General features: G+C 60.8%; 21 protein-coding genes. 4 read left to right on the plus strand and 17 right to left on the minus strand.

Annotation, left to right across the window (positions count from 1 at the left end; all coding sequences use genetic code 11):
* Positions 1–39: 39 nt before the first annotated feature.
* Entirely contained in the window at positions 40–534 is a 495-nt protein-coding gene (locus tag H3028_RS01085) for a SprT family zinc-dependent metalloprotease (protein ID WP_181295227.1), read from the plus strand.
* A gap of 15 nt (positions 535–549) precedes the next feature.
* Here the strand turns inward: H3028_RS01085 and H3028_RS01090 are convergent, their stop codons facing one another.
* The gene (locus H3028_RS01090; protein WP_181295945.1) at positions 550–1,737 is read right to left on the minus strand and encodes an MFS transporter; all 1,188 of its coding nucleotides are present in this window, start codon (positions 1,735–1,737) and stop codon (positions 550–552) included.
* 354 nt (positions 1,738–2,091) lie between these two features.
* Here H3028_RS01090 and H3028_RS01095 point away from each other — a divergent pair, with 354 nt between their 5' ends.
* The 3 genes from H3028_RS01095 to H3028_RS01105 all read left to right on the plus strand — a co-directional run bounded on the left by H3028_RS01095 (position 2,092) and on the right by H3028_RS01105 (position 4,015).
* Positions 2,092–2,886 (plus strand): dienelactone hydrolase family protein, encoded by a 795-nt coding sequence (locus H3028_RS01095; RefSeq protein WP_181295228.1) that lies wholly within the window; start codon positions 2,092–2,094, stop codon positions 2,884–2,886.
* Positions 2,887–3,179: 293 nt separating this feature from the next.
* Positions 3,180–3,614: a hypothetical protein gene (locus tag H3028_RS01100; RefSeq protein WP_181295229.1), complete on the plus strand. Its 435-nt coding sequence runs from the start codon at positions 3,180–3,182 to the stop codon at positions 3,612–3,614.
* On the plus strand, positions 3,614–4,015 hold the full coding sequence (locus tag H3028_RS01105) for an META domain-containing protein (protein WP_181295946.1): 402 nt from the start codon (positions 3,614–3,616) through the stop codon (positions 4,013–4,015). The genes H3028_RS01100 and H3028_RS01105 overlap by 1 nt, the downstream gene beginning before the upstream one ends.
* A gap of 351 nt (positions 4,016–4,366) precedes the next feature.
* Here the strand turns inward: H3028_RS01105 and H3028_RS01110 are convergent, their stop codons facing one another.
* From H3028_RS01110 to H3028_RS01185, 16 genes are all read right to left on the minus strand, one after another.
* A complete protein-coding gene (locus H3028_RS01110; RefSeq protein ID WP_181295230.1) occupies positions 4,367–7,495 on the minus strand; it encodes a LamG domain-containing protein in 3,129 nt (1,042 codons plus the stop codon).
* Between the two features lie 191 nt (positions 7,496–7,686).
* Positions 7,687–8,040, minus strand: coding sequence for a pilus assembly protein MshP (locus H3028_RS01115; protein ID WP_258237662.1), 354 nt, complete (start codon positions 8,038–8,040; stop codon positions 7,687–7,689).
* A 76-nt stretch (positions 8,041–8,116) separates the two neighbouring features.
* On the minus strand, positions 8,117–9,019 hold the full coding sequence (locus tag H3028_RS01120) for a type II secretion system protein J (RefSeq protein ID WP_258237663.1): 903 nt from the start codon (positions 9,017–9,019) through the stop codon (positions 8,117–8,119).
* On the minus strand, positions 9,019–9,399 hold the full coding sequence (locus H3028_RS01125) for a prepilin-type cleavage/methylation domain-containing protein (RefSeq protein WP_181295233.1): 381 nt from the start codon (positions 9,397–9,399) through the stop codon (positions 9,019–9,021). Before H3028_RS01125 ends, H3028_RS01120 begins: the two co-directional genes overlap by 1 nt.
* Positions 9,400–9,692: 293 nt before the next feature.
* On the minus strand, positions 9,693–10,154 hold the full coding sequence (locus H3028_RS01130; RefSeq protein ID WP_181295234.1) for a type II secretion system protein: 462 nt from the start codon (positions 10,152–10,154) through the stop codon (positions 9,693–9,695).
* 171 nt (positions 10,155–10,325) lie between these two features.
* The gene (locus H3028_RS21445) at positions 10,326–10,775 is read right to left on the minus strand and encodes a type II secretion system protein (protein ID WP_181295235.1); all 450 of its coding nucleotides are present in this window, start codon (positions 10,773–10,775) and stop codon (positions 10,326–10,328) included.
* 17 nt (positions 10,776–10,792) lie between these two features.
* Positions 10,793–11,323, minus strand: coding sequence for a type II secretion system protein (locus H3028_RS21450; RefSeq protein WP_181295236.1), 531 nt, complete (start codon positions 11,321–11,323; stop codon positions 10,793–10,795).
* Between the two features lie 203 nt (positions 11,324–11,526).
* Entirely contained in the window at positions 11,527–12,765 is a 1,239-nt protein-coding gene (locus H3028_RS01145; protein ID WP_181295237.1) for a type II secretion system F family protein, read from the minus strand.
* Between the two features lie 454 nt (positions 12,766–13,219).
* Entirely contained in the window at positions 13,220–14,944 is a 1,725-nt protein-coding gene (locus tag H3028_RS01150) for a GspE/PulE family protein (protein WP_181295238.1), read from the minus strand.
* Positions 14,941–16,332, minus strand: coding sequence for a lipopolysaccharide assembly protein LapB (locus tag H3028_RS01155; protein WP_181295239.1), 1,392 nt, complete (start codon positions 16,330–16,332; stop codon positions 14,941–14,943). Before H3028_RS01155 ends, H3028_RS01150 begins: the two co-directional genes overlap by 4 nt.
* Complete coding sequence (locus H3028_RS01160; RefSeq protein ID WP_181295240.1) at positions 16,329–17,261, minus strand: ExeA family protein; 933 nt, start codon at positions 17,259–17,261, stop codon at positions 16,329–16,331. The genes H3028_RS01155 and H3028_RS01160 overlap by 4 nt, the downstream gene beginning before the upstream one ends.
* Before the next feature lie 8 nt (positions 17,262–17,269).
* Entirely contained in the window at positions 17,270–18,871 is a 1,602-nt protein-coding gene (gene mshL / locus H3028_RS01165) for a pilus (MSHA type) biogenesis protein MshL (protein ID WP_181295241.1), read from the minus strand.
* Positions 18,868–19,200 carry a Type II secretory pathway component gene (locus H3028_RS01170; RefSeq protein ID WP_309109509.1) on the minus strand — a complete coding sequence of 111 codons (333 nt, stop codon included), beginning with the start codon at positions 19,198–19,200 and terminating at the stop codon, positions 18,868–18,870. The genes mshL and H3028_RS01170 overlap by 4 nt, the downstream gene beginning before the upstream one ends.
* The gene (gene gspM / locus H3028_RS01175; RefSeq protein ID WP_181295243.1) at positions 19,193–19,855 is read right to left on the minus strand and encodes a type II secretion system protein GspM; all 663 of its coding nucleotides are present in this window, start codon (positions 19,853–19,855) and stop codon (positions 19,193–19,195) included. Before gspM ends, H3028_RS01170 begins: the two co-directional genes overlap by 8 nt.
* Positions 19,848–20,450, minus strand: a complete 603-nt coding sequence (locus tag H3028_RS01180) for a PilN domain-containing protein (protein WP_181295244.1) — start codon at positions 20,448–20,450, stop codon at positions 19,848–19,850. Before H3028_RS01180 ends, gspM begins: the two co-directional genes overlap by 8 nt.
* Positions 20,450–21,370: an MSHA biogenesis protein MshI gene (locus H3028_RS01185; protein WP_181295245.1), complete on the minus strand. Its 921-nt coding sequence runs from the start codon at positions 21,368–21,370 to the stop codon at positions 20,450–20,452. Before H3028_RS01185 ends, H3028_RS01180 begins: the two co-directional genes overlap by 1 nt.
* Between the last annotated feature and the right edge of the window lie 262 nt (positions 21,371–21,632).

The following is a 21,632-nucleotide window of genomic DNA, read 5'->3' on the forward strand; positions in this document are numbered from 1 at the left end:
CGTATTACGGCATAATTCCGGGCTTCTTCGGAGGTCCTTATGCCCGAACAGCTTCATGCCCGTGTCGAGGCCTGCTACCAGCAGGCCGAGGCCTTCTTCAACAAGCGCTTCGAGCGCCCTCAGGTCAGCTTCAAGTTGCGCGGACAGAAAGCCGGCGTTGCCCACCTCAGTACCAATCTGTTGCGTTTCAACTCTCAGTTGTACCGGGAAAACCGCGAGCACTTTCTCAAGCAGACCGTGGCCCATGAGGTCGCGCATCTGGTCGCGCATCAGATGTTCGGCGGCCGGATCCGTCCTCACGGGGAAGAGTGGCAATTGATCATGCAGGGCGTATACGAACTGACACCTGATCGTTGCCACAACTATGAGATAAGCCGTCGGCAGGTCAGCCGCTATATCTATCGCTGCGCCTGTGCCAAGCAGGACTTCCCGTTCACCCCGCAGCGCCACGCGCTGGTGCGCAAGGGGCGTCGTTACTTCTGCCGCAGCTGCCGCGCCACGCTGGTTTTCAGTGGCGAGCAGCGGATCGAGTAAGCTCGACTGCCCACGCTACAGGCTTCTCGCCCGCCAGGCCGCGATCACGAACAACGCAGCCAGTACCACCATCAGCGGTAGCCAGCCTGCATGCTCCCAGACGTAGCCGGCGGCAAAGCCCACCACACTCGATCCCAGGTAGTAGGCACACAGATACAGCGCCGATGCCTGTGCCTTGGCATCTTTGGCATGCGCGCCAACCTGCCCACTGGCCACCGCGTGTGCAGCGAAAAAGCCGAGCGTGAATAGCGCCAGTCCCGCAACGATCGCGACCAGCCAGGGCGTTGCACACAAACCAACCCCCAGCAACATCAACCCGACACCACCTTGAAGTACAGCTTTGGCCCCCAGACGCGGAACCAGGCGCCCGGCCCAACCGGCACTGAAAATTCCTGCCAGATAGACGATGAACAGTAGACCGATTACCGTCGAAGAAAGACCGAACGGTGCACCGGCCAGACGGAAACCGATGTAGTTGAATAGCGCGACGAAGCCGCCCATCAGCAGGAAGGCCTGCAAGAACAGGTTGCGCAAGATCGGGTTGCTCAAGTGCTGAGCGAAATTGGCCAACAGCCGACGCAACGATAAGGGCTGCGCCTTGAAATGACGCGATGCCGGCAGCAACCAGACAAACAAACCCAGCGCGACCAGCCCCAGGCCGGCTATCCCGCCGAGCGCCAGCTGCCAGCCGCCAATATCGCTCAATAGGCCCGACAACAACCTACCCAGCAGCCCGCCAAGAGCAGTCCCGCCGATGTACAAACCCATCGCAGCTGGCAACGACTCGGGAGCGAATTCCTCACCGACGTAAGCCATCGCCAGTGCCGGCAAGCCGCTGAGCGCAAGTCCAAGCAAGGCGCGCAGCACAAGCAGCAATGTCCAGGACTCGACCAGCACGCAGCCGAGCCCAAGCAGGCAAGCCAGCGTCAGCGCCAATCCCATGACCCGCTTGCGTCCCCAGCTCTCTGCCAGGCCTCCGGAAACCAACAGGCAAACGGCAAGCGACAATGTAGTCAACGACAACGCCAGGCTACTGTTGGCTGCCGATACGGAAAAATGCGCAGCCAGCAGCGGCAGCAGCGGCTGTACGCAATAGAGCATGGCGAAGGTAGCGAAGCCGGCGCAGAACAGCGCCAGCGTGGCGCGGCGGTAGGCAGGGGTGCCGCGCTTTAGGTGGGCGGAATCGAGCGAGTCGGAAGGCATGCGTTTTTTACCCATACGCCCGTCACCTGCGGAACGGGCTCGAAAAAGCCGCGCAGCCTAACACAGCCACAGCCACAGCAAGGGCATCGTCCATCGCCTGCCGGAACGGTGTGGCGTAGCGTGACGTTTTGGTAACAGCCTTCGGAGATCGGCTCCGCCCCGAGCGGGTGCAGGAAGGTTTATCGCCACCCGGGCTATAGTTCTTCCGGCGTGCCGCACGTCTGATCGACGTATTGTTCAATGCCGTTGTCGGATCGAGTCTCCAGGCGCGCCGAACAACCTTGTTGCACATGAGTCGAACTACCGCTATTCATTTGGATCGCTTCGACCGTCGACTAAAACAAGGAGTCCACCATGCGTTATCGCCTACTCGGCGCACTGATGGCTGTCAGCGCCTTCGCCCAAGCCGAAATTCAGACCCAGGAAATCCCATATACCGCGGCCGACGGAACCAAGATGGTCGGTTACTACGCCTACGATGACGCCATCGAAGGCAAGCGCCCCGGCGTCGTGGTGGTTCATGAGTGGTGGGGCCTCAACGACTACGCCAAAAGCCGCGCCCGTGACCTCGCAGAGCTTGGCTACAGCGCGCTGGCGATTGATATGTATGGCGAAGGCAAGAACACCGAGCACCCCAAAGACGCCATGAGCTTCATGCAGGCCGCGCTGGCCGATGCCGATGCGGCCAAGGCCCGCTTCAACGCCGGCCTCGATCTGCTCAAGCAGCAACAGCAAACCGACGCCGCCAAGCTTGCGGCGGTCGGTTACTGCTTCGGTGGCAAGGTGGTGCTGGACATGGCGCGCCAGGGCGTACCGCTCGAAGGCGTCGTCAGCTTCCACGGCGCACTGGCAACGCAAACTCGTGCCGCCCCTGGCAGTGTCAAAGCACGCGTACTGGTCGAACACGGGAGCGCAGACAGCATGGTCAGTGCTGAAGACGTGGCGGCGCTGACTTCTGAAATGGTCACGGCCGGTGCCGACTACCAGCTCGTCAACCTGCCCGACGCCAAGCACGGCTTCACCAATCCCGGTGCGGACAAGTTCCAGGAAAAAGGCGTGGACGTGGCGTACAACAAAGCCGCAGACGAGCGCTCGTGGGACGATATGCAACGCTTCCTCGACGAGACTTTCGCCCAAACGCGCCCATAGTCTGGATGGCTTGCGCCGGCCTTGTACCGCGTCTGGGGACGCAGCATTGACGAAAGGCTAGTCGGGGCATCCAGCAAAACCTGGTAACAGCCGCGCGGCCGGCTCCTCCCTTCTTTACATAGGCTGGGATCAAGGGCTGGCGGGCGGCAACCTAGAATTCCGGTAGTTTCGAAGGCCAGCCTGCGAAAGACTCAATCGAGCGCTTCGCCTTGTCCCAGCGCAGCCTCCATCTACCTGCCGTGCTAGCATTACCGCCCATCGCAACTTCCCCCCATTCCAATCGATCGCGAGTCATGGCCGAACACGATTTCCGTTACACCCTCCTCAATCCCGGACACACACTGACCGAATGCCGCGCCCTGGCGCCGGGCCGCTACCAGGTCACCGGCAACGGCGGCAATGTCCGCTCGGGCGATGTCCTGATCGTCACGCTCAAAGGCAGTCGCGAGCTCTCGCAACGTCTGACCGTCGATAAGGTGCGCCATTTGATCAACCCGCCAGGACAATGGATGGCTGTAGCGAGCGGACCGGTGTTCCGTGAACTGGCGATCCTCAACTGGCAGGTCGATTGCGACGGCTGTGGTAAACAGCTCGATTTCGAGTTCGCGGTGGACGCCGCCAAGGGCGAAGCCGCTCGTGCCCCAGCGGCAGAAGCGCGGATCGCCGAGATGGGATGGCAGAACGACGCCGGCCGGCATCTGTGCCCGGCATGCCAGGGGGCCAAATGATGAAAAGGCTCGTATTGACCGGCCTCGCCGTGTTGTCTGTTAGCGGCTGCTCGGTCGAACCGCTCACTCTTCAGCATGAGGTCACCTATATCGCCGAATGGATCGGCGACGACCCCGTGGTAGGCCGCAATCCGGTCTCGCTGACCTTCAGCGAAGACCGTGCTTATGGCAACGCCGGTTGCAACCATTGGTTTGCCAACTACCAGCTCAACGACCAGCAGATCCGCTTCAGCGAGGTGGGCAGCACGCGCAAAATGTGCGCTGATCACCTCATGAAGCAGGAGCAGCAATTTTTAGAGTTGCTCTCACAAGTTGAGCGGTGGGACGTTTCCAACATCGATCAGCTGCGCTTCTGGCCCGCTGAAGGCGCCCCGCTCCGCGTCTGGCCGGAACAGAACTAGGCTGTGCTAAAGCGGGGCACGCCGCCCTGGAAATGCACGTCAAATAAGCGAAAAAGCACGGCGGCAACGGGCGCCTAGAGCGCCCGATCCACCAGGAACACTCGGCGCACCGCCTCAAGCACTTCATTTTCGAGTCGACGCCCGCTGGAACTCCCCGTAGCGTCTGTGGTTCAAGCGACCCTCGGATACGGTTGCTTTGCCAACGAGTGGCTACCGCAACCCAACCTTTGAAACTGGCACGACCAATGCAACAACCCAGGTAACCAGTTTCGGGGACCCTGGTACAGGCAGGCCAGGGATTCCCCTCTTTTACACCTAGCAAAGGGTCGCTCAGTGAGCGGCCCTTTTGTTTTAGCGATAAACCTCTCGGCGAAAAATCAGCGGTTTCGGGCCCTGATAGATCCCGAAGGTCGCAAGGCCACGACTCGCCTCACGTCCCTCGCCGCGCCAGTCATACCAGAGCCATTCAGGCACGTCCGGAAAACCGATGCGTGCGCTTCCCGTAGCGCCGGGTGCCTGAACGGACAGGCTACCCTGATAGCCAGATGTGCCACCGGTGATGCTTAGCGCCTCACCAGCCAGGGCGCCGTGCTTTTCGACGGCATCGGCAGCGCCCCATATCAGCGCACTGCAGGCATCGCCCGCCTCGGACAAGAAAGCGCCTGGAGCCTGCCAGCTTTCAATGACCCACGGCAGCTCCAGCGATAACAATTCCGAGCCATGGGCGTTGCTGATCCGCAAGCGGCCAAGGCGGATCTGACTGCCGCCTATCGCCAGGTCGAAGCCCTGACAGCCGTCGGCTTCAACGCAAATGCCGTCCTGGTCGGTGAGCGCCTCGGCCAAGTATCGCTGGAGAATGGAAAATGGCAGGTCCTCCTCGTTTGGTGCCGCGCCGCGCGTATAGGCCAGCTCGTCAGCCGACCAGCGATAGGTCCTCGCGCCGTCTGCACCGTTCGCCCCAACAAGGATGACGACATCTTCCATGACCAACCGGTCGGAAAGATCCTGAGCGCGGTCTTGCGCACGCCAGGTCTCCACGGGTCGGTCGGTGAAACCCCAGAAACCATCAAAATCGTAGTTGCGGGTAACGTATTCTTCGCCGCCCGCCTTACCGTAGCCAGTGATGGTCAGCGCCAACGGGGTCGCGAACGAGATGGGTTGATCCTGGTAACTGAACACGCCGCAGCGGGGCGCCAACGCTCCCGCACCCGACACGCTCAGATGGGTCGGGTAGAAACGACCTACTGGCGCCGACACGCTGCTGGGCACCGTCGCGCCATAATATTCGAGCGGCGGCGGTGTTACCCCTAGGCGAAACACTCCCACTTCCGAAAACGCCACGCTCTGGATGACCTCGCCGCTCCAGCCGATGGCGGCACCGGGAGGCTGATGATCGTAGTGTCGGCTGGTCGGCTCAAGCACCTCACCGCTGGCACCGCCAAGCGGCTGCACCAGTACCGGCTCGAGCGTCAGATTGTCCTGACGATAGTTCCGCGTGGTCGCTCCCTCGCAGATGGTGTCGCTATCGTTCCAAGCCACCGGTCTCACGGTAGCCGTAAAGAGCTGCCCCACCTGACGGAAAGCCGAACAGTTGCTGTCCCCTGATGCGCAAATTGTCTCCGGCGTAATACAGAAACCTGCCGGGGTGGCGACGAAGTCATCGCTGCCTATCATCACGCCGCTGTCATCTTCATCGCCGCTGCCTGCGTAAAGCGCGCTCAGCTGCATCCTGCCGGCTTCGCGGTAGTTCACTTCGAGGACGGCATTACCCTTGTTATCGAAGCGCAACGGTAATGCCTCGGCATCGGCGAAACCCTGCGAGACTGCCTCGCCGTTTACCCAAACCGGTTCGGAGCTGACCGTCAGCTCGCTGCCGGCAGGGCTCATGAAACCACTCCAGAACTTCACGTCACGTGTTTCGTCGGCAAATGCCGGCTCGCAATTGGGGCTACCCGGTGTACCGAGGTCAACCACCGCGCTGATTGGAATATTCTGCGCGCCTCTGTTGGCGAGCAGATTCGGTACATCGAAGACGAATCCACTCTGCGAGAAGCTCAACGTGCATTCGGCAGACAAGGGTGCGCTGCCGATCTGACAAAGCGTCTGGTTCCCAGGCAACGGCGATGAAGCGGCGACACCGAGCGGCATCTCGAGCTGCAATCCCTGTAACCGAAATGTCCCGATGCCGTTGATCAGCACCTTGTTGCTGCCGCCGACCCAGCCATCGGAGGTCAGGCTGACCGCTACATCGCCAGGATAGAGCTGGCATACACCGGGTGCGGCATTGGTGCACGCCTTGAGGGTGACCGTATGCGGGCTGCAGGTGTGTGCGCCTGCACTGGTGACGAATTCGAAGTGATCGATCGCTGCAGTATTGCCGCACCAATGGCGGGCTGCCATTTGCCTTTGGAACTCGCTCACGCTCCACAACGCTCGCGCTAGACGAACCTCATCAACTGCTCCGTCCAGACCGGCGTTCGACGCGCCCCCGACCGTCAATGGCGCCGTGTCCACCGGAAGCACGCCAAATATGAACGACCTGCTAGCGGTGGCTTGAGCTGAACCATTTATGTAAAGGGTCCCCTCCAGCCGATCGGTCCACCAAGGGATGATGGTCAGCTTCAGATTAAAACCAACATGCACCCACTCCCCCTCAGAAAGCGGAGCCGATGTGACCGACAACTCTGTACCGCCAAACCAGCCGGACACTCGTGAAGTCAGGATCAGTTCTCTCCGGCTGTTCAATTCCAGCCGGTAAGTGTCTCCTTTCGCCAGCAGCACAACATTATTGGCAGGCGTAGTTTCCAGCTTCACCCAGAGGCTTGCGCTGAGTACATCGACCATGTCCAAGGCGTCGTGATCCGCCACCACTACCCGGCTATCCGCGCCGGAGAAGGCTCCGTATCGGCAGGTTCCCTCTCCCCACTGATTGACCGGCAGTGCAGGATCCGTCCCGAGCGTGGCGGCCCCGCCCACAGCACGGATATCAAAGGAGCCGCCACCCGTGTTCGTAGGCACACCCCAGTTCGGCTCATCGAAGCGCAAATAAAGGGGGCTCGTTTCGGCCGTCTCACAGAGATCGCCATACGCAAATTGTTCGGCCGCTTCGTCATCGTAGATGAGTACATTCTTGGCTTTGTTGTCGATACTTCCTTCAGCCGTCAGCGCACCTTGTAGATACGTGCCTGGATTCAGTTCGGCATCGCCAGTCACATAGAGCAACGCGTTGATGGAGTTGTCAGTTCCGATCTTCAGATTGCCGCGAACCACGATCAGCAGATCGGCAGCCGACCCACCCGGATTGATCTCGCTATGTGGTGCAAACTCCAGATCGCCATCAACGAAGATCCGCACGGGCTGGCCGGGCGTAACGGAGATTGTCTTGTTATTGGCCAGCTTCCCGCTTTGATAGAAGAAGTCGCGCGAGCTTGTATAGGCTGTGCCATTTGAGGGGAAAGCGACATATCGCTTCCCCTCCATGACAGACAGATCCAGCCGGGCAGTGGCACCAGGCGTAGCGTCTTGGGGAAACACGTTGGAGCACAGAGCCGCTGACACCGCAGGGCTGGATAGAATTCCGAGACCGAACAACACCAGTAGCAGGCATTGCCTGATCCCGCGCCGCCAACCGCCCGCCCTGTTACGGTCCCAGCCAGGCACACCTGCCATCATCAATTCTCCTTCTCCACGACCGCATTCACCTGGCGAAAGGCGTAGTCAGGGCTATCTGCCGTGGCGAACGCTGCCGTAGCTTGAATCGAAAGGAAAACCACAGCGTGCCCTTCTTCTGGCAGGTGAGTCGCAGCCGTAGGCTGGCAGCTCACCGCGACGCTAAAGCCATCCAATGCGAATGTTTCGCTGCAACCCTGACTGGCCATTGCCCGAGCGATTCCCCACTCGATACCTGCCCGCGCGGCTTGATAAGCGCGTGCCTGCTGGATGGAGAGACTGTTGGTGGCGGTCTGCGTTACCGCCATTCGCGCCCCAGCCGCAATCACTCCGGCAATCACGATGATCAGAAACATCGCCACAACCAGACCGAAGCCTTGTTGGCGCAAGCCTCGGGGGGCGTAGGGCCGCGACCGGGCCCTGAAGAGAAGATCAGGGCGCATTATCGACATGGACCTGTTGCACCAAGGTAATGGTCTCGCCTTCCTTGCTCAGCGACAGCCGCAAGGTGACGAGTCCGTTGCGGGTATTGCTGCCGGGAACGTAGGAAAAGGTGCATCCAGAGAGTGAATCAACAACCAATGCCTCGCTGCCGTCCGATCCATCAAGATTGTTCGATACCGAGCGCAACAACCGGCCACTGTCGCAGCGGTAGGTAAGGCTTTCTTTCGCTAGATAGAACCGGCGTTGCGGTGAGGCGTACTTGAAGCGGAAATCCTTGGCGAGGGTTGCGCTCAGGGTCCCGTCGCTCCAGGTGAATGCCTTGGGCGAGATCACCGAAACGGCTGCGTCGTCGACCAGTTCGGCAGCAGCAACGTTATAGATGATCAGCCAGTGCCTGTCCGAACTCGACACCGGAGTAATCGGGCTGAGAATCTCGATGGTGCATGGCGCTTGCGTGCAGACCGGCGGGTCGGCGCTATGGTCGACGAGATTGGCGCGATAACGTCCCGCGGCCTCGATGGCGACGAAGTGGATGCGGTTGCCGCTCACTGTCAGCGAGTTCGGGACCGCCAGCCGGATATCCCGCGCCATGCGGTTGAGCGTCGTGGCGGCGAGGTCAGTGAGTGCGGCACGTCGAGCCTGATCGGCGAAGCCTTGCAGTGGCCGTGACATCACCGTGGATATCATCACCGCGACAACGCCGGTTAGAGCAATGACCATGATCAGCTCAACCAGGGTAAAACCATGCGCGGTGCGTTCGTGAAAGGCGCGACCCGCCGCGAACGCGGTTCTCCTTGCCGGGAAAGCCAAAAACTTCGCCCGGCGGTCGGGCCTCCCACGGGTCGCGGGTAGCTTGGCATTAACGCGTGCGCTTACCAGGACGGAGCTCATCAATAATCCGCCCGGTAGCCAGTCAACGTCAGCCTCTGTCCGGCAGGATCGGTGACCGTTACATCAATACGTTTCGCGTCTACCCCATTGAGCGTATCGCCAATGACCTCTGAATCGACGACGTAGTTGCCAAGCCCAGTGATGGGCAAACCCGCAAGATCCTCCGGTGCGCCGCCCTTTTGAACCAGGTCGTGGCTATCCAGCAACTCCTCGTACGGCAATGATTGCAGAGCTTCCAGATAGGCCCCGGCAATCATCAGGCTCTGCTGGCGCAACATAGGATCGGCCGAGCGACCGGTGATCGAAGCCATGGCGGCGAACATCGCCGCGGCGGCGATGCCGATGATGACAATCGTCATAACCAGTTCGACCAGGGTCATGCCGCGTTGAGGTCCCGTCATGCCACCTTCCCTTCCTGCGCCCGGGCGACCGCATGGTGCGTCGCCATCCCGTCGAAAATCATGAAGTGGTTTCCACGGGCGGGACGGGTTGCCGGCGAATGCCTGACGCGCATTGGTGGGCGGGTGATACCTCATCCACTCTACGGTTGCGCTACGTCGAGACTGATCAACGCGCGTAGCATCGAAAGCTAAATCACGCTGAAACGACGGTCGAAGCGTTCCAACGCGTGGATCGTTCGAGTTGGCAGATTCAGCCCTGACGAGCGCTGTTCTCACTGAGCCGCCTCGATAAAGCCGGTCGCTGCGTGGACGGTGAGAGTGAAGTCACCGACCTTCGCAACCTTATTACCGGTGGCACAGGTAATTGCCGGAGTGGCGGCAATACAGCCGAGGGAATTGAACATGACATCCAGCCCTTGTTGAACTACCACACCGCTGGGAGCGGCAACGGGATAAGCGTCACCGGAAGGATCTTTAATCGAGCTACTGCTGCAACTACCGTTGCCGTAATCCAATGTGTAACCGGCACTATTAATCGTCACATTAACCAGACACCCACTAGCTACAGCCAGCTTTTGTCCATGACGAACAGCGGCCAACGCTTGTTCAAAATAAAAGCGGCTATCGAACGTCTTTGTCTGAAAAAAACGCGGTCCCACCACAGTGGCGAGGATGCCGATGATCACAATGACCATAACAAGCTCGATGATGGTGAAACCGCGTTGGTTTTTCATCTGGGCGCTCTTGTTCAGCAGAAGCTGGGGCGGTAGCAGCGTAGGGCGGGGGGGCCCGCCGGACCATGGATCGGCGGGTTGCTCTTCTCGGTGCTTCTGTACGTTGTGCTGGCTGTCAGACTCGACTGGCTGCACCCGCCCTATCCCGCCCGCACTATAGTATGGGCCGAGTTAACAGCCGCCGGTCGCAGGGGCAACTGCGGTGATTACTGGCGCAGTATTAGCCGCAGTGGATTGCGCATAAGTAAATGAGCATATAGTTCCTTGAGCAACGGTAACGACATTGTTTGCTGCTGTAACCGTGAACTCCCCGCTCAGCTGTGCTGCGTTAGTGATATCCGCAACCGTCGCCGCGAGATAACCGTTAACCATACTAAGAGCCTGCCCTTCGAGCGTAACAGTGCCGGTCGCACCGGTTTGAACCGGGCTGGCAACCAGCGCCGCGCTATGGGCAATTGCACTGGCCGAGCGCACTGCACCAAGAGCACCGTTAAGCGAAGCCCGGCGAGCATCACCACTGAAATCGGCAAACCGTGGCAACGCTACCGCCGCCAAAATACCTAAAATGACAATCACCATAATCAGCTCAATCATGGTGAAACCGCCCTGTTGTTTATTCATTTTTAGCTTCCTTAGTTTCAGTTAAACGCGTAGGTAACTGCGCCGGTATTAGCGTTGTAGGTAACCGTGTCGTTACCGCCATCGTTGCGGTAGGTAAAGACACATTCGGTATTCGAAGTGCTGACCGCCGTCGAATAGTCGGAATCTGCCGCACCAACTGACGGGGCAGAGCCTTGCAGAACGTTCGCAAACACTTCATTGCAAGTAGCGACCGACATCGCCGCGGTAGCGCCTGCGTTATCTCCCCGACTCACTCCAATTGGCCAGCCATTAGCGTTCACATCAACCAACCCGCCGCCAAAACCGCGAACATTTTGTTGGCAGCTGGTGGTCTCACAACCGAGAGTGCCGCCACTGCGGTTGATCTCATATTGCGCACGAGCGAGCATTACAGCCGGGGCCAGCGCACCAGCTGTCCCTTTGACGGCGGCTTGGTGGGCATCTTTCGTAGCGTTCATAAATTGCGGTAGAGCGACCGCAGCCAATATGCCAACGATCGCAATAACCACCACCAGCTCGATCATGGTGAAACCTGTTTGTTTGCTCATTCCTGTTTCTCGTTATGTGTTGGTTAACGCGGCCTTCCGTAGCCGAACCGGTCTGGTTGTACTGACGAGTCATCCATGAACCGTCAGCGATTATCTGCCCCAATCTGACTGTGACTCGGCACTTCAGCCTGATCGGATGCGCGTCTGCGCCGTTGAGTTGTCATGCTTAGCTCACTGCTCGGCCACCTGCTGGCGTTCTCCCGCTACCCCCTCCCCTGCGCCGCACTACCCAGTTCCCACATCGGCAGGAACACCCCCAGCGCAAGCACCAGCACCATCACGCCCATGCAGACGATCAGAATCGGCTCGATGGCGTCGGCCAGTTGCCTGAGGTCGTAGTCGACCTCCTGTTCGTAGAAGTCGGCGACTTCGATGAAAAGGTCGTCCAGCGCACCGGTTTCTTCGCCGACGGCCATCATCTGCAGCACCAATGGAGTGAACAGGCCGGAATTGTGGGCCGAGCGGGTCAGCGCTTCGCCGCGCTCGACGCTTTCTCGGATCCCGATAATCGCTTCACCAATATGGCGGTTACCGACACTGGCGCTGTTGATCGAAAGGGTTTGCAGGAGTGGCACACCGGCGCGGTACATCATGGCGAAGGTGCGTGTGAAGCGCGCCAGGGCGATACGTTCGAAGATGCCGCCAACGACGGGCAGGCGTAACTTGATGCGGTCCCACTTGAGTCGACCGGCATCGGTCTCGATCCACTTGAAAAAGCCGTAGAGCCCGCCGACGACGCCGAGCAGCAGGAACCACCACCAATCGCGCATGAAGTTGGAGGTGCCGATCAGCACGCGCGTAGCCCAGGGCAACTGTGCGTGGAACTGGGCGAATACCTTTGCGAAAGCAGGAATCACCAGCAGGTTGATCACTGCCAGCGCGACACCCATCGCGACCATGACGAAGATGGGGTAACGGGTCGCCTGCTTGATGCGCTTGCGGGTTTCGCGCTCCAGTTCGAGGTAGGCCGACAGCTGTTTAAAGGCCTGATCGAGCTGGCCGGTGTTTTCACCGACGCTGACCATGCTGACGAACAGGTCGTTGAACACTTTTGGGTGGGCGTTCAGCGCTACGGCCATCGACTGCCCGCTCTCGAGACTGGCGCGCACGTCCTGAAGAATCTGCCGGAAAAACAGGTTTCGATTGGATTCGGCCAGGCCGCCGATGGCGCGAATGATCGGTACACCCGCTTTGCTCAGGCTGTACATCTGCCGGCAGAAGATGATCAGCTCGTCCAGGTCGACGCGTTTGCGTCGCAGCTTGTCGCTCAGCATGGCCAGCGCATCGCCGCGGCCTGCCTGAGCCTCGTTGGCTTCGATGGTCAGCGGGGTGATCTGCCGAGAGAGTAATTCGCCTGCCACCGAGTCAACGCTGGCACCCTCGAGCGCACCGCTGACCTTGCCCCCCTGGGCATTACGGCCGGTATAGCGGAAGGCGGGCATCAGGCGCGCCCTCCAACTGTTTTTGAGGCCGACGGTTGCCGCCGTGCGCTATCCAGAAGCGCCCCCTCACCCCAACCCCCTCCCCGCAGGGGAGAGGGAGCTTCCGTGCTGACGTGGGGTTCAGTGATATCTGAGGGTTGCGAGCACGCCGTACCTACGTAGGAGCGAGCTTGCTCGCGAAAGCGACGCTCCGCCGGGCACTCTAGATTCGCCAGCAAGCTGGCTTGTATGTCGTAGAGTGATCGTTCCCATGCTTCGCGTGGGAACGCAGCCTGCAATGCTCCGCGTCGCTGGGATGCAGAGCGTCCCGCCCTGAGGTTCCACGCAGGAGTGTGGGAACCTTCAATGCGGCTCCCGTAGGAGCGAGCTTGCTCGCGAACACGCTTTTCCGTGCCGCCTTGGTTCGCGAGCAAGCTCGCTCCTACAAGAATGGGGTGACGGAGTCGCGAGGCAATCACGCCGTCACCTCATCATCCGCCAAGGTCGCGCAAACCTTGAGGACTTCATCGACACTGGTGATGCCGGCGATCGCGTAATCCAACGCGCACTCGGCCAGCGGCCGGTAGTGCGGTTGTTCACGTGCGGCTTCGGCGAAGCCCTGTGGATCACCGCGACGCAGTGCGGCGACCATCGGCTCGTCGAGTTCGAGCAGCTCGTAGACGCCGATCCGTCCGCTGTAACCACTGTTGTGACACTGATGGCAGCCGCTGCCACGGCGGAAGCGCTTGTCAGCCAGCGATCCGCCATGCAGCGTCTCCAACCAGGCCAGCTGACGCGGATCGGGTTGATGGTCTTCCTGGCAGTTTTCACAGACGCGGCGGATCAGGCGCTGCGCCAGCACCGCGTTGAGCGCGGTGGCGACGAGGAAAGGTTCCACGCCCATATCGATCAAGCGCATGGCGGAGGTCAGAGCATCGTTGGTGTGCAACGTGGACAGCACCAGATGACCGGTGAGTGCGGCGCGCAGGCCGATCTCGGCGGTTTCCTGGTCGCGGATCTCGCCGACCAAGACGATGTCAGGGTCTTGGCGCAGCGCGGCGCGCAGCACGCGGGCGAAGGTCAGTTCGATCTTGGCGTTGACCTGCACCTGGTTGACCCGCGGCAGGCGGTATTCGACCGGGTCTTCTACGGTAATGATCTTCTTTTCCGGGCTGTTCAGCTCCGAGAGGCCGGCGTACAGCGTGGTGGTCTTGCCCGAACCGGTCGGGCCGGTGACCAGCACCATGCCATGCGGTCTTTGCAGCAGCCGGCGGAAGCGATCGAGCATGGCCGGCGGCATGCCGGTGCCATCGAGCTTGAACATCGCACCGCTCTGATCGAGCAGACGCATCACCACCGCCTCACCGAATTGCACGGGCATGGTCGATACCCGCACGTCGAGGTTGCGGTTCTTCGCCCGGATGTTGAAGCGGCCATCCTGCGGCAGGCGTTTTTCGGAGATGTCCAGGCCGGACATGATCTTCAGGCGCATGACCAGCGCCGAGGCGACGCGGTGTTCCTTCATCACCTGTTCGTTGAGCACGCCATCGATGCGCTGGCGGATGCGCACCACGCCATCATCGGGCTCGATATGAATGTCGGAAGCCTTCATCTGCACGGCATCCTCGAACAGCGTTTGCAGCAGGCGCACCACTGGCGCATCGCTGTTGCTGTCCGCGCCGAGGCGGGAAAGATCGAAATCGCTGTCCTGCAGTTCGCCTTCCAGCTCACCGGCCAGCGACGCGATCTCACTGGTGCGTCGGTAGAGCTGATCGAGCGCGCCCAGTAGCTCGCTCTCACGAACCACCGCAGGGAATACCCGTTTACCCAGCAGGCGCTCCATCTCGTCCTGGGCGAACAAGTCGAGCGGATCGGTCATGCCGACCAGCAAGCCACCCGCCTGGCGCGACAGCACGATGACGCGAAAGCGCCGGGCCACCGACTCGGGCAAGCTCTGCGTCAGTTGATTGTCGAACTTGTAATGCTTGAGCTCGACGAAAGGGATCTTCAATTGCTCGGACAAGGCCTGAAGCAGGCGGCCCTCATCGATGAAGCCGAGATCGAGAACCGTGCGGCCCAGCTTCGAGCCGGTACGTTTCTGATCCTGCAGGGCAAGTTGCAACTGGGCGTCGCTGATCAGCCCGGCCTGGACCAGAACGTCGCCGAGGCGAATCTTGCGCTGGCGAATGTCCTGAGTCATCTCGTTCCTCCCAGGGAACCGGCGCGTTCGATGGCGAACTGACGCGCGCTGTCGTCCAGATCCTGCCCCTGCAGGGCGAGGCGATAGTGCCGACCGGCCTGTGCCGGCTGATCGAGTTGTTCCAGCGCGATCGCTAAACCCAGTTGCCAGGCGGCCTGGCTCGGCCGTATCGAAGTGAGCTGATGGTAGATCGCAGCGCTGGCAGACCAGTCACCGACCTGCTGATAAAGCGCTGCGAGTACGGCGTGATAGCCGGTGTTGCGCTGCAGTTCGGGGGCGTTCTGCTGCAACGTGGCGATGGCTGCAGCTTGATCACCCCCCTGCAGCTGCCCGCGAGCAAGCAGCTCACGGAGTTCTGCATCGAAGGGCCGCGCCTGCAACTGAGCCGGCAACCAGCTGAGCAGCGCAGCAGTGTCACCTGCGCCAAGATAAGCTCGGGCCAGCCAGCGACTGATCTCCGGGTCGTCTGGTTGAGCTAGATGAAGCGCCTGCAACTGTTGGATAGCCGACAGGTGATTACCCCTAGTCAGGGCCTGGCGCGCGCTGGCAAAAGCATCGGGTTGATGAGCGCCAATGCTTAGGCGCTTAGGATCAGCCGGCGTGGGGCGCTTAGCGGCAGCCACGGGACGAGCCAGAGCTTGCTGCGCTGGGGCCTCTTCTGCCCGGGCTGACACTGCGGCCGGTTCAGCCGGCCGGGCCTCGCGCGTCACCCAATCCGGCAGCTGCGCCTCGTCCAGATCAACCGACTCGGCCACCGGCATCGATATAAATTGCTCGTCATCCTCCGGTCCGCTCAGGGATATATCCAGCCACAGCTGTGAGCGACTACCCACTGACTCAAGCCGATCAGACACGTTCAGCCGATCACCAAAACCGACCACCAGTACGTTTATGCTGCCGCCCTGCGGCTCGACTCGCCAGGACAGGGTCTGGCCGCCTTTTTCGATGCGCCCCGTGCGCGTCTCGCCCGAGAACTCGACATCCTTAAGCTGAAAACTAACCGAGCCGGCGGTATCGATTCGCTGATAGCTGACGGGCCGATCCAGCAGAAGCTGCAGCACGAAGCGACGACCATCGTTTTGCGGGAGCACGTCCAGCAGTTGCGTTTGCGCAGCAACCTCAGGAGTCGGCGAGACCTGCTCGACCGCCTTCGCCGCGACCATTGGGGGTTCGACAGCGGCGCGCGGGCGATCGAAAAGAACGAACAGGACGATCGCTATAAGTACCGTGGCCGCGCCGATCAGCAGCCAGCGCCGCAGACGCTCAGAGTGTTTGCGCCGTTTCGCACCGGCTTCGTCCACGGCATAGATGCTGCCCAGCTGCTGGCGTTCGGCCGGCGCGGCGCGGCGCGCCTCCAGATCACGCAGCATGTCATTTACCAGACTCATGGCAGCACCTCGGTGAGGTGCACCAGCCAGGGCCAGGCGCCAGCTATTAGCGCCAGCGACAGGCAGGCGCCGGCCAGGGTCCAGCCGAAGCGCCCCGTAAGGCTTAGCCAGAGAGGTCGGGCGCCTTCGGTGTCTTCCAGCGCACGGCGGACGTGAGCGACCAGGACCTGGCGCGCGCCCTCACCGAAGGCAACCATCAGGCACTTATTCGCCAGTATGTTCAGCAGGCGCGGAATACCGCCGCTGCCACGTACCAACAAACGTACCGCTGGAGCCTGGAACAGCGGTTCGCCACGGTAGCCTGCTACGGCGAGGCGCTCCTGCAGATACCGCGTGGCATCGCTGACATCCAGCGGCCGCAGGCTGTAGGAAAAGGTGATGCGTTGACGCAGCTGGCGGAAGTCCTCGCGTGCAAGTGTCGCGTCCAGTTCTGGCTGGCCGAACAGCACCACCTGCAGCAGCTTGCGGTGCTCGGTCTCCAGATTGGTCAACAGACGCAAGGCTTCCAGCGTTGCGGGCGGCAGCGCCTGCGCTTCGTCGATCAGTAGGACGGTGCTTTTGCCGTGCCCGGCCAGTTCGATCAGCCGCGCGTGCAGCGCAGTGAGCAAGCCGTGATTGTCCAGGTCCACCACGTTGGTGATATGTAACTCGTGCGCCAGCGCCTGGCGTAAGGCCATGGGCGTCAGCGTCGGGTTGGGCAGCCACGCAACCTGATAGCGCTCGGTGTCCAGCTCGTTCAGCAAGGCGCGGCAAAGCAGCGTCTTCCCTGTGCCCACCTCGCCAGTGACCTTGATGAAGCCCTCACCCTCGCCCAGCGCCACGCGTAGCAGATTGAGGCAGGCCTGATAAGGCGCCAGCTGGACCAGAAAGCCGGTGTTCGGCGAAAGCGCGAACGGCTTTTCGCGTAGCCCAAAAAAAGCTTCGTACATGCCGGCCGTTACCTTGTCGACCGGAAGGATTCGGCGGACTTGCGCAGCTCATCCAGCCAGACCTGATCGTCCACGACTTGCGGCCGCATGAGGATGACCAGTTCGGTCTGTTGCAACGCCTTGCGCTGCTGCTGGAACAGCGTGCCTACCACTGGCAGCTTCGACGCCCAGGGAATGTTGGCATCGGTGTTGGTATTGCGGTTTTCCAGCAGGCCGCCAATGACGACAACTTGGCCGCTGCGAGCGCGCACGATCGAATCGGACTGGCGTGTGGTCGAGAGCGCCAACGGCAAATTGAAGACGTTATCCGAGCCTCCCAGCTGGATGCTCTTGTTCTGGTCCTCCACGCGGCTCACGGTGGGCCGTACGTGCAGCGTGACCTGGCCGCTCTCATCGATCTGCGGTGTAACGTCGAGAGAAATTCCGGAGAAGAACGGCGTCAGAGTGATGTCCAGGTCCGGTGCGGTGGTGCCGCCCACGAGTGAAGTGGTGGTGGTCGAGACATCGGTCACGAAGAACTCGTCGGTACCGACTTTGATGACCGCCTTCTGGTTGTTGAGGGTAGAAATCCGCGGGCTGGACAGCACGCGCACCTCGCCCTGAGTCTCCAACAGTTGCAGTACACCGGTGAAGTCGCCGACCTGTACGGCAGCGCTGAACACGCCGCCAACATTGTTCGGGCCGCTCAAGGCATCGCCCTGCACGCCGAGACTGAAATCGGCGTTGCCCATGCTGCCGAGCTGCGCCCAGTTGATGCCGGACTGGAAGCCGTCGGATAGATTCACTTCGAGAATCTTCGTTTCGAGAATGACCTGACGCTGCAGGTTGCGCTGCGCCTGGACCAGAAAGCGTTCCACCGCCTGCTGGTCTGCGCTGGACGCACGCACCACGAGCAACCCACTCTGCGGATTAACGACCACCTGATTACCCTCCTCGCCGCCGATCATCATCTCGATCACGGCGCGCACTTCGCTCCAGAAATCCACGTTGCTGGTGGTCAGCAATTGGCTGGCATTGACGGTCGATGAGGTGCTGCTGGTAGTGGTGCCGGCCGCGCCGACGCCAGTGTTGTCGCTGCTGGTCACCTGACCCGAGCTGACCCGCGTGTCGGTCATGCCCTGGCGCTGAACGTTGAGATAATCCAGGTCGTAGGTTCGGGTGATCGCCTGATTCGGCTGGATCTGATAGCCATAAGCTGTGCGGCGGTAATCGTAGCCGTAGCTGTCGCGAACAGCCGCCAGGGTTTCTTCCAGGGTCACGTTGCGCAGACTGAAGGTCACATTTCCGGTCACGCCAGGATGCACCAGCAGGTTCTCGCCGGCGCTATCCATCAGACTCAGGAAAAACTCACGAGCGGGCATGTCGCTGACTGCCACATCAAAACGTGGTCCCGTTATGATGCGGCTGTCGCCCATCGCCAACGGTGGAATCAGACCTGCCTGAACCGACGCCGGCGGCGCAACCTTTCGCTGGCTCTGTTCCAGGCTTTCGTCGAACAGGCGGTTGCTCTGTTCGTACAAACGCTTGTCGCCATCTTCAAAGGTCTGGCAAGCGGAAAGCAGGCAAAACAGGCTCAACACGCCGAAGCGAGACGTCAGGGTCGGCATCATGGTTGGGTACGGCTCGTTTGAATGATGGGGGCGCTCAGACGCAGCTCTTGCTGCCGGCCGTGGCGATCGATGACGACGGAGTGCGGGCGGATCGCGGAAATGCGGGCGTCGCCAAGGTGATCGCCGACCTTTAGGGTCTGCCCGTCGATCACGGCGTGAGCGCGGCCTCCGCTGCGCAGAATGGCTTGCAAGCGCAACACCGAGGTCGCCTCGGTTGGCGCGTCGCCGACGACTCGTCCGGCGGGCGGCTGGGTCGGGTCTAGTGCGAACACAGGTGCGGAGGCGACCAGCGAAGCCAGGCCGAGGATCTTGACGGCAAACTTAAACACCAACCCACCCCGCATCGCGACTCAAGGTATGCAGATCGAGCGTGACGCGAGCCCGATTGGCACCACCCTCCCCCACTTCGTAATTCAGAGTGTCCCAATGCAGGCGCCAGCCGCTGGCCTGAATCGCATTGAGGTAGCCGAGCAGATCGAAATAACCACCTTCCAGCGTCAGGCGCAGCCCATGGCGATAGAACACCACCGGCGGCATCTTCTCCTTCGGTTCGGACACTGCAGATGTAGGCAGGGCGAGCGGTGCAGACGAGCTTTCCAAGGCAACCAGCTTGAGCTTTGCCTGATTGCGCAACAGATCCTGCAACAAGGCCTTCATCTTCGCCGGGGACACCAGCGTGCTGGTTTCCACATCAATGCGCTGCAGCAATTCATCACGGCTGGCCTGCGCTGTCGCCAGTGCCTGCCGGTAGCTCAGATTGGGATCGGTGACGAGCTTGGCCTGGATCTCCAGCAAGTGGTTGTCGGCCGCGAGTTGGCGGGCATGGGCCTCATTTTGCCGATTGGCTTCAGCGGTAATCCGCAAACCCAACGGCTCAGCGACCAACAGCACGTGGAGCATGATCAGCAGCGCCAGGCCCGCACCGTAAGTCAGCCACTGCTCGCGTGGCGCCAGGTTCTGCCAGTGCTGCGCGAGCTTATTCATCGCCCTGCTCCACTGCCTGTGAGGACAACCGGAAACGCAGCAGATCCTGCCCGTCTCGCTGAAGATCTAAATGTGCGAAGTTCCGGCCACGGAACGCTGTGCTCTGACCGAGGCTTTGCAAATAAAGCGGAAGGAGTTCCTGGTCCTGGGTCAGCCCCCGAAGCGCCAGATCGTCACCGCCGGAGTGCAGGCGAATCTGCGTCAGCCAGAGCCCTTGCGGTGGGTGTCGATCAGCAAGGCCCTGCAGCAGCGCCGCGAAGCCACTACTGCGCTGGGCATCGAGTGCTTTCAGATGGTCGGCCAAACGCTCCAGCTCGTGATTTTCCGCCTCGTGCTCGGCCAGCTGCTGGGGTAGCTTCGGATCGAGTCTTGGTTCACGAAAGTCAGCCTTGATCGCTTCGAGCGTGGCTTCGGCCTGTATAGCCTGTTGTTCGGCCAGCCTGGCAACAACGCGGGCTGCATGCAGCTGCCAACCCTGCCAGGCGCCATGGATACTTAGCGCGGCGACAAGAAGAGCTGCTCCCAGCCGCATCTGACGCGGCCGTGGCCCACCGCCACGCCGGCGTTCGCGTTGATACAGATTGATGTTCTGCATCAGCTCGCTTCCTGGCGGAGGGCAGCGCCAACCGCGCCAATACAGAAGGCCTGGCTCGACTCGGGAAGATCGCTCGCCGGCTGGCCGGGAAACAGGTCACGTAGGTCCAGCCGCTGCAGATTGACCGCAAGCCCGGCGGCAAGCGCCTGATGAGTGCGTTCACCATCCTGCTTCATGGGTAGCAGTAGCAGGCGGCTTATATAGCCTTTGCCTAACTGGCTTTCGTAGTAGTCCAGTGAGCGCTGTATTTCCAGCGTCATGCCGGCCAGATCCTGTTCGGCCCGCGCCAGTCCGTGCTCCATACGCCGCGCCATATAGAGGCCGACACTGTTTTGGACGGTGACGAGTCCTTCACTGGTACGCAGACGCAGCAATGCCAAATTCACTGCGTCCGCGCCAGCCAGCAGTCCCAGGTTGCGAAAGGCCATTTCGGTAATGTCGATGCTCGCCAGGGTCAGGCCGGCGTGCTGCACCAACGAGCGAGCCCCGTTCATTCGAGATTTGCTCAGCACAACGCAGTACACCATGCGCGTGCGGCCGCGATAGGCATCCTCGGACAGGCTGAAACAATCAATGACAACGTCTTCCAGTGGCTCGCTGATCAGATCCTTGACACGCCAGCGCATCGCGTCACGTAGCTCGTCGGCTGGAATTTCAGGCGCTTCCAACAGAAACATTTGATAAGCGGAAGGATGCAGCAAGACGTTGACGGGCATGCCATTCAAGCCATGATCAGCAACAGCCTGTTTGAGCAGTTCGGCTTGAACCTCAGGCTTGCCTTCCAAATAGACGCAACGCTGCAACCGCGGCGCCTCGCCATGAGCGCGCTGAATTTGTGCAAGCGCAATGCCTTGCGGCCCAGGCTCGATGCCTAGCAGGCTGCCTGCGGCGGCTTTGCGACGCTTGAAAAACAAATCCATTGGGAAAGACACTCCTGGCACGACTCGGTGGTTCGGGTACGCGTAAGCAAGCGGTTCTCTGGCTAGCTCTCCGAGCTGATATCAAATAGCCATCGCCCAGCGAGCGAGACTCTAACAAAATGCATCGGCGAGTCCAAATAATGTCGCGCGCCAGATTCAGCGGCTGTTACGTCAAAAAAGCAGCATAACTGGCTGATATGCCGCCGGATCGATATCCACGGCTAACCCATTCGTCGCCCTGCAGCTAAAAGATTCGGTAGGC

The sequence above is a fragment of the Pseudomonas sp. Q2-TVG4-2 genome (assembly GCF_013620795.1).
GTDB lineage: Bacteria > Pseudomonadota > Gammaproteobacteria > Pseudomonadales > Pseudomonadaceae > Stutzerimonas.

Excerpts from the sequence above, each read along its gene's own strand:
- H3028_RS01110 (WP_181295230.1), bottom strand. The coding sequence starts at position 7,495 with ATGGAGGGGAAGCGATATGTCGCTTTCCCCTCAAATGGCACAGCCTAT.
- H3028_RS21445 (WP_181295235.1), bottom strand. The coding sequence starts at position 10,775 with ATGAATAAACAACAGGGCGGTTTCACCATGATTGAGCTGATTATGGTG.
- gspM (WP_181295243.1), bottom strand. The coding sequence starts at position 19,855 with ATGAATAAGCTCGCGCAGCACTGGCAGAACCTGGCGCCACGCGAGCAG.
- H3028_RS01185 (WP_181295245.1), bottom strand. The coding sequence starts at position 21,370 with ATGGATTTGTTTTTCAAGCGTCGCAAAGCCGCCGCAGGCAGCCTGCTA.
- H3028_RS01085 (WP_181295227.1), top strand. The coding sequence starts at position 40 with ATGCCCGAACAGCTTCATGCCCGTGTCGAGGCCTGCTACCAGCAGGCC.
- H3028_RS21450 (WP_181295236.1), bottom strand. The coding sequence starts at position 11,323 with ATGAGCAAACAAACAGGTTTCACCATGATCGAGCTGGTGGTGGTTATT.
- mshL (WP_181295241.1), bottom strand. The coding sequence starts at position 18,871 with ATGATGCCGACCCTGACGTCTCGCTTCGGCGTGTTGAGCCTGTTTTGC.
- H3028_RS01100 (WP_181295229.1), top strand. The coding sequence starts at position 3,180 with ATGGCCGAACACGATTTCCGTTACACCCTCCTCAATCCCGGACACACA.
- H3028_RS01090 (WP_181295945.1), bottom strand. The coding sequence starts at position 1,737 with ATGCCTTCCGACTCGCTCGATTCCGCCCACCTAAAGCGCGGCACCCCT.
- H3028_RS01115 (WP_258237662.1), bottom strand. The coding sequence starts at position 8,040 with ATGTTTCTGATCATCGTGATTGCCGGAGTGATTGCGGCTGGGGCGCGA.
- H3028_RS01105 (WP_181295946.1), top strand. The coding sequence starts at position 3,614 with ATGAAAAGGCTCGTATTGACCGGCCTCGCCGTGTTGTCTGTTAGCGGC.
- H3028_RS01180 (WP_181295244.1), bottom strand. The coding sequence starts at position 20,450 with ATGCAGAACATCAATCTGTATCAACGCGAACGCCGGCGTGGCGGTGGG.
- H3028_RS01095 (WP_181295228.1), top strand. The coding sequence starts at position 2,092 with ATGCGTTATCGCCTACTCGGCGCACTGATGGCTGTCAGCGCCTTCGCC.
- H3028_RS01155 (WP_181295239.1), bottom strand. The coding sequence starts at position 16,332 with ATGAGTCTGGTAAATGACATGCTGCGTGATCTGGAGGCGCGCCGCGCC.
- H3028_RS01160 (WP_181295240.1), bottom strand. The coding sequence starts at position 17,261 with ATGTACGAAGCTTTTTTTGGGCTACGCGAAAAGCCGTTCGCGCTTTCG.
- H3028_RS01150 (WP_181295238.1), bottom strand. The coding sequence starts at position 14,944 with ATGACTCAGGACATTCGCCAGCGCAAGATTCGCCTCGGCGACGTTCTG.
- H3028_RS01145 (WP_181295237.1), bottom strand. The coding sequence starts at position 12,765 with ATGCCCGCCTTCCGCTATACCGGCCGTAATGCCCAGGGGGGCAAGGTC.
- H3028_RS01120 (WP_258237663.1), bottom strand. The coding sequence starts at position 9,019 with ATGAGCTCCGTCCTGGTAAGCGCACGCGTTAATGCCAAGCTACCCGCG.
- H3028_RS01125 (WP_181295233.1), bottom strand. The coding sequence starts at position 9,399 with ATGACCCTGGTCGAACTGGTTATGACGATTGTCATCATCGGCATCGCC.
- H3028_RS01130 (WP_181295234.1), bottom strand. The coding sequence starts at position 10,154 with ATGAAAAACCAACGCGGTTTCACCATCATCGAGCTTGTTATGGTCATT.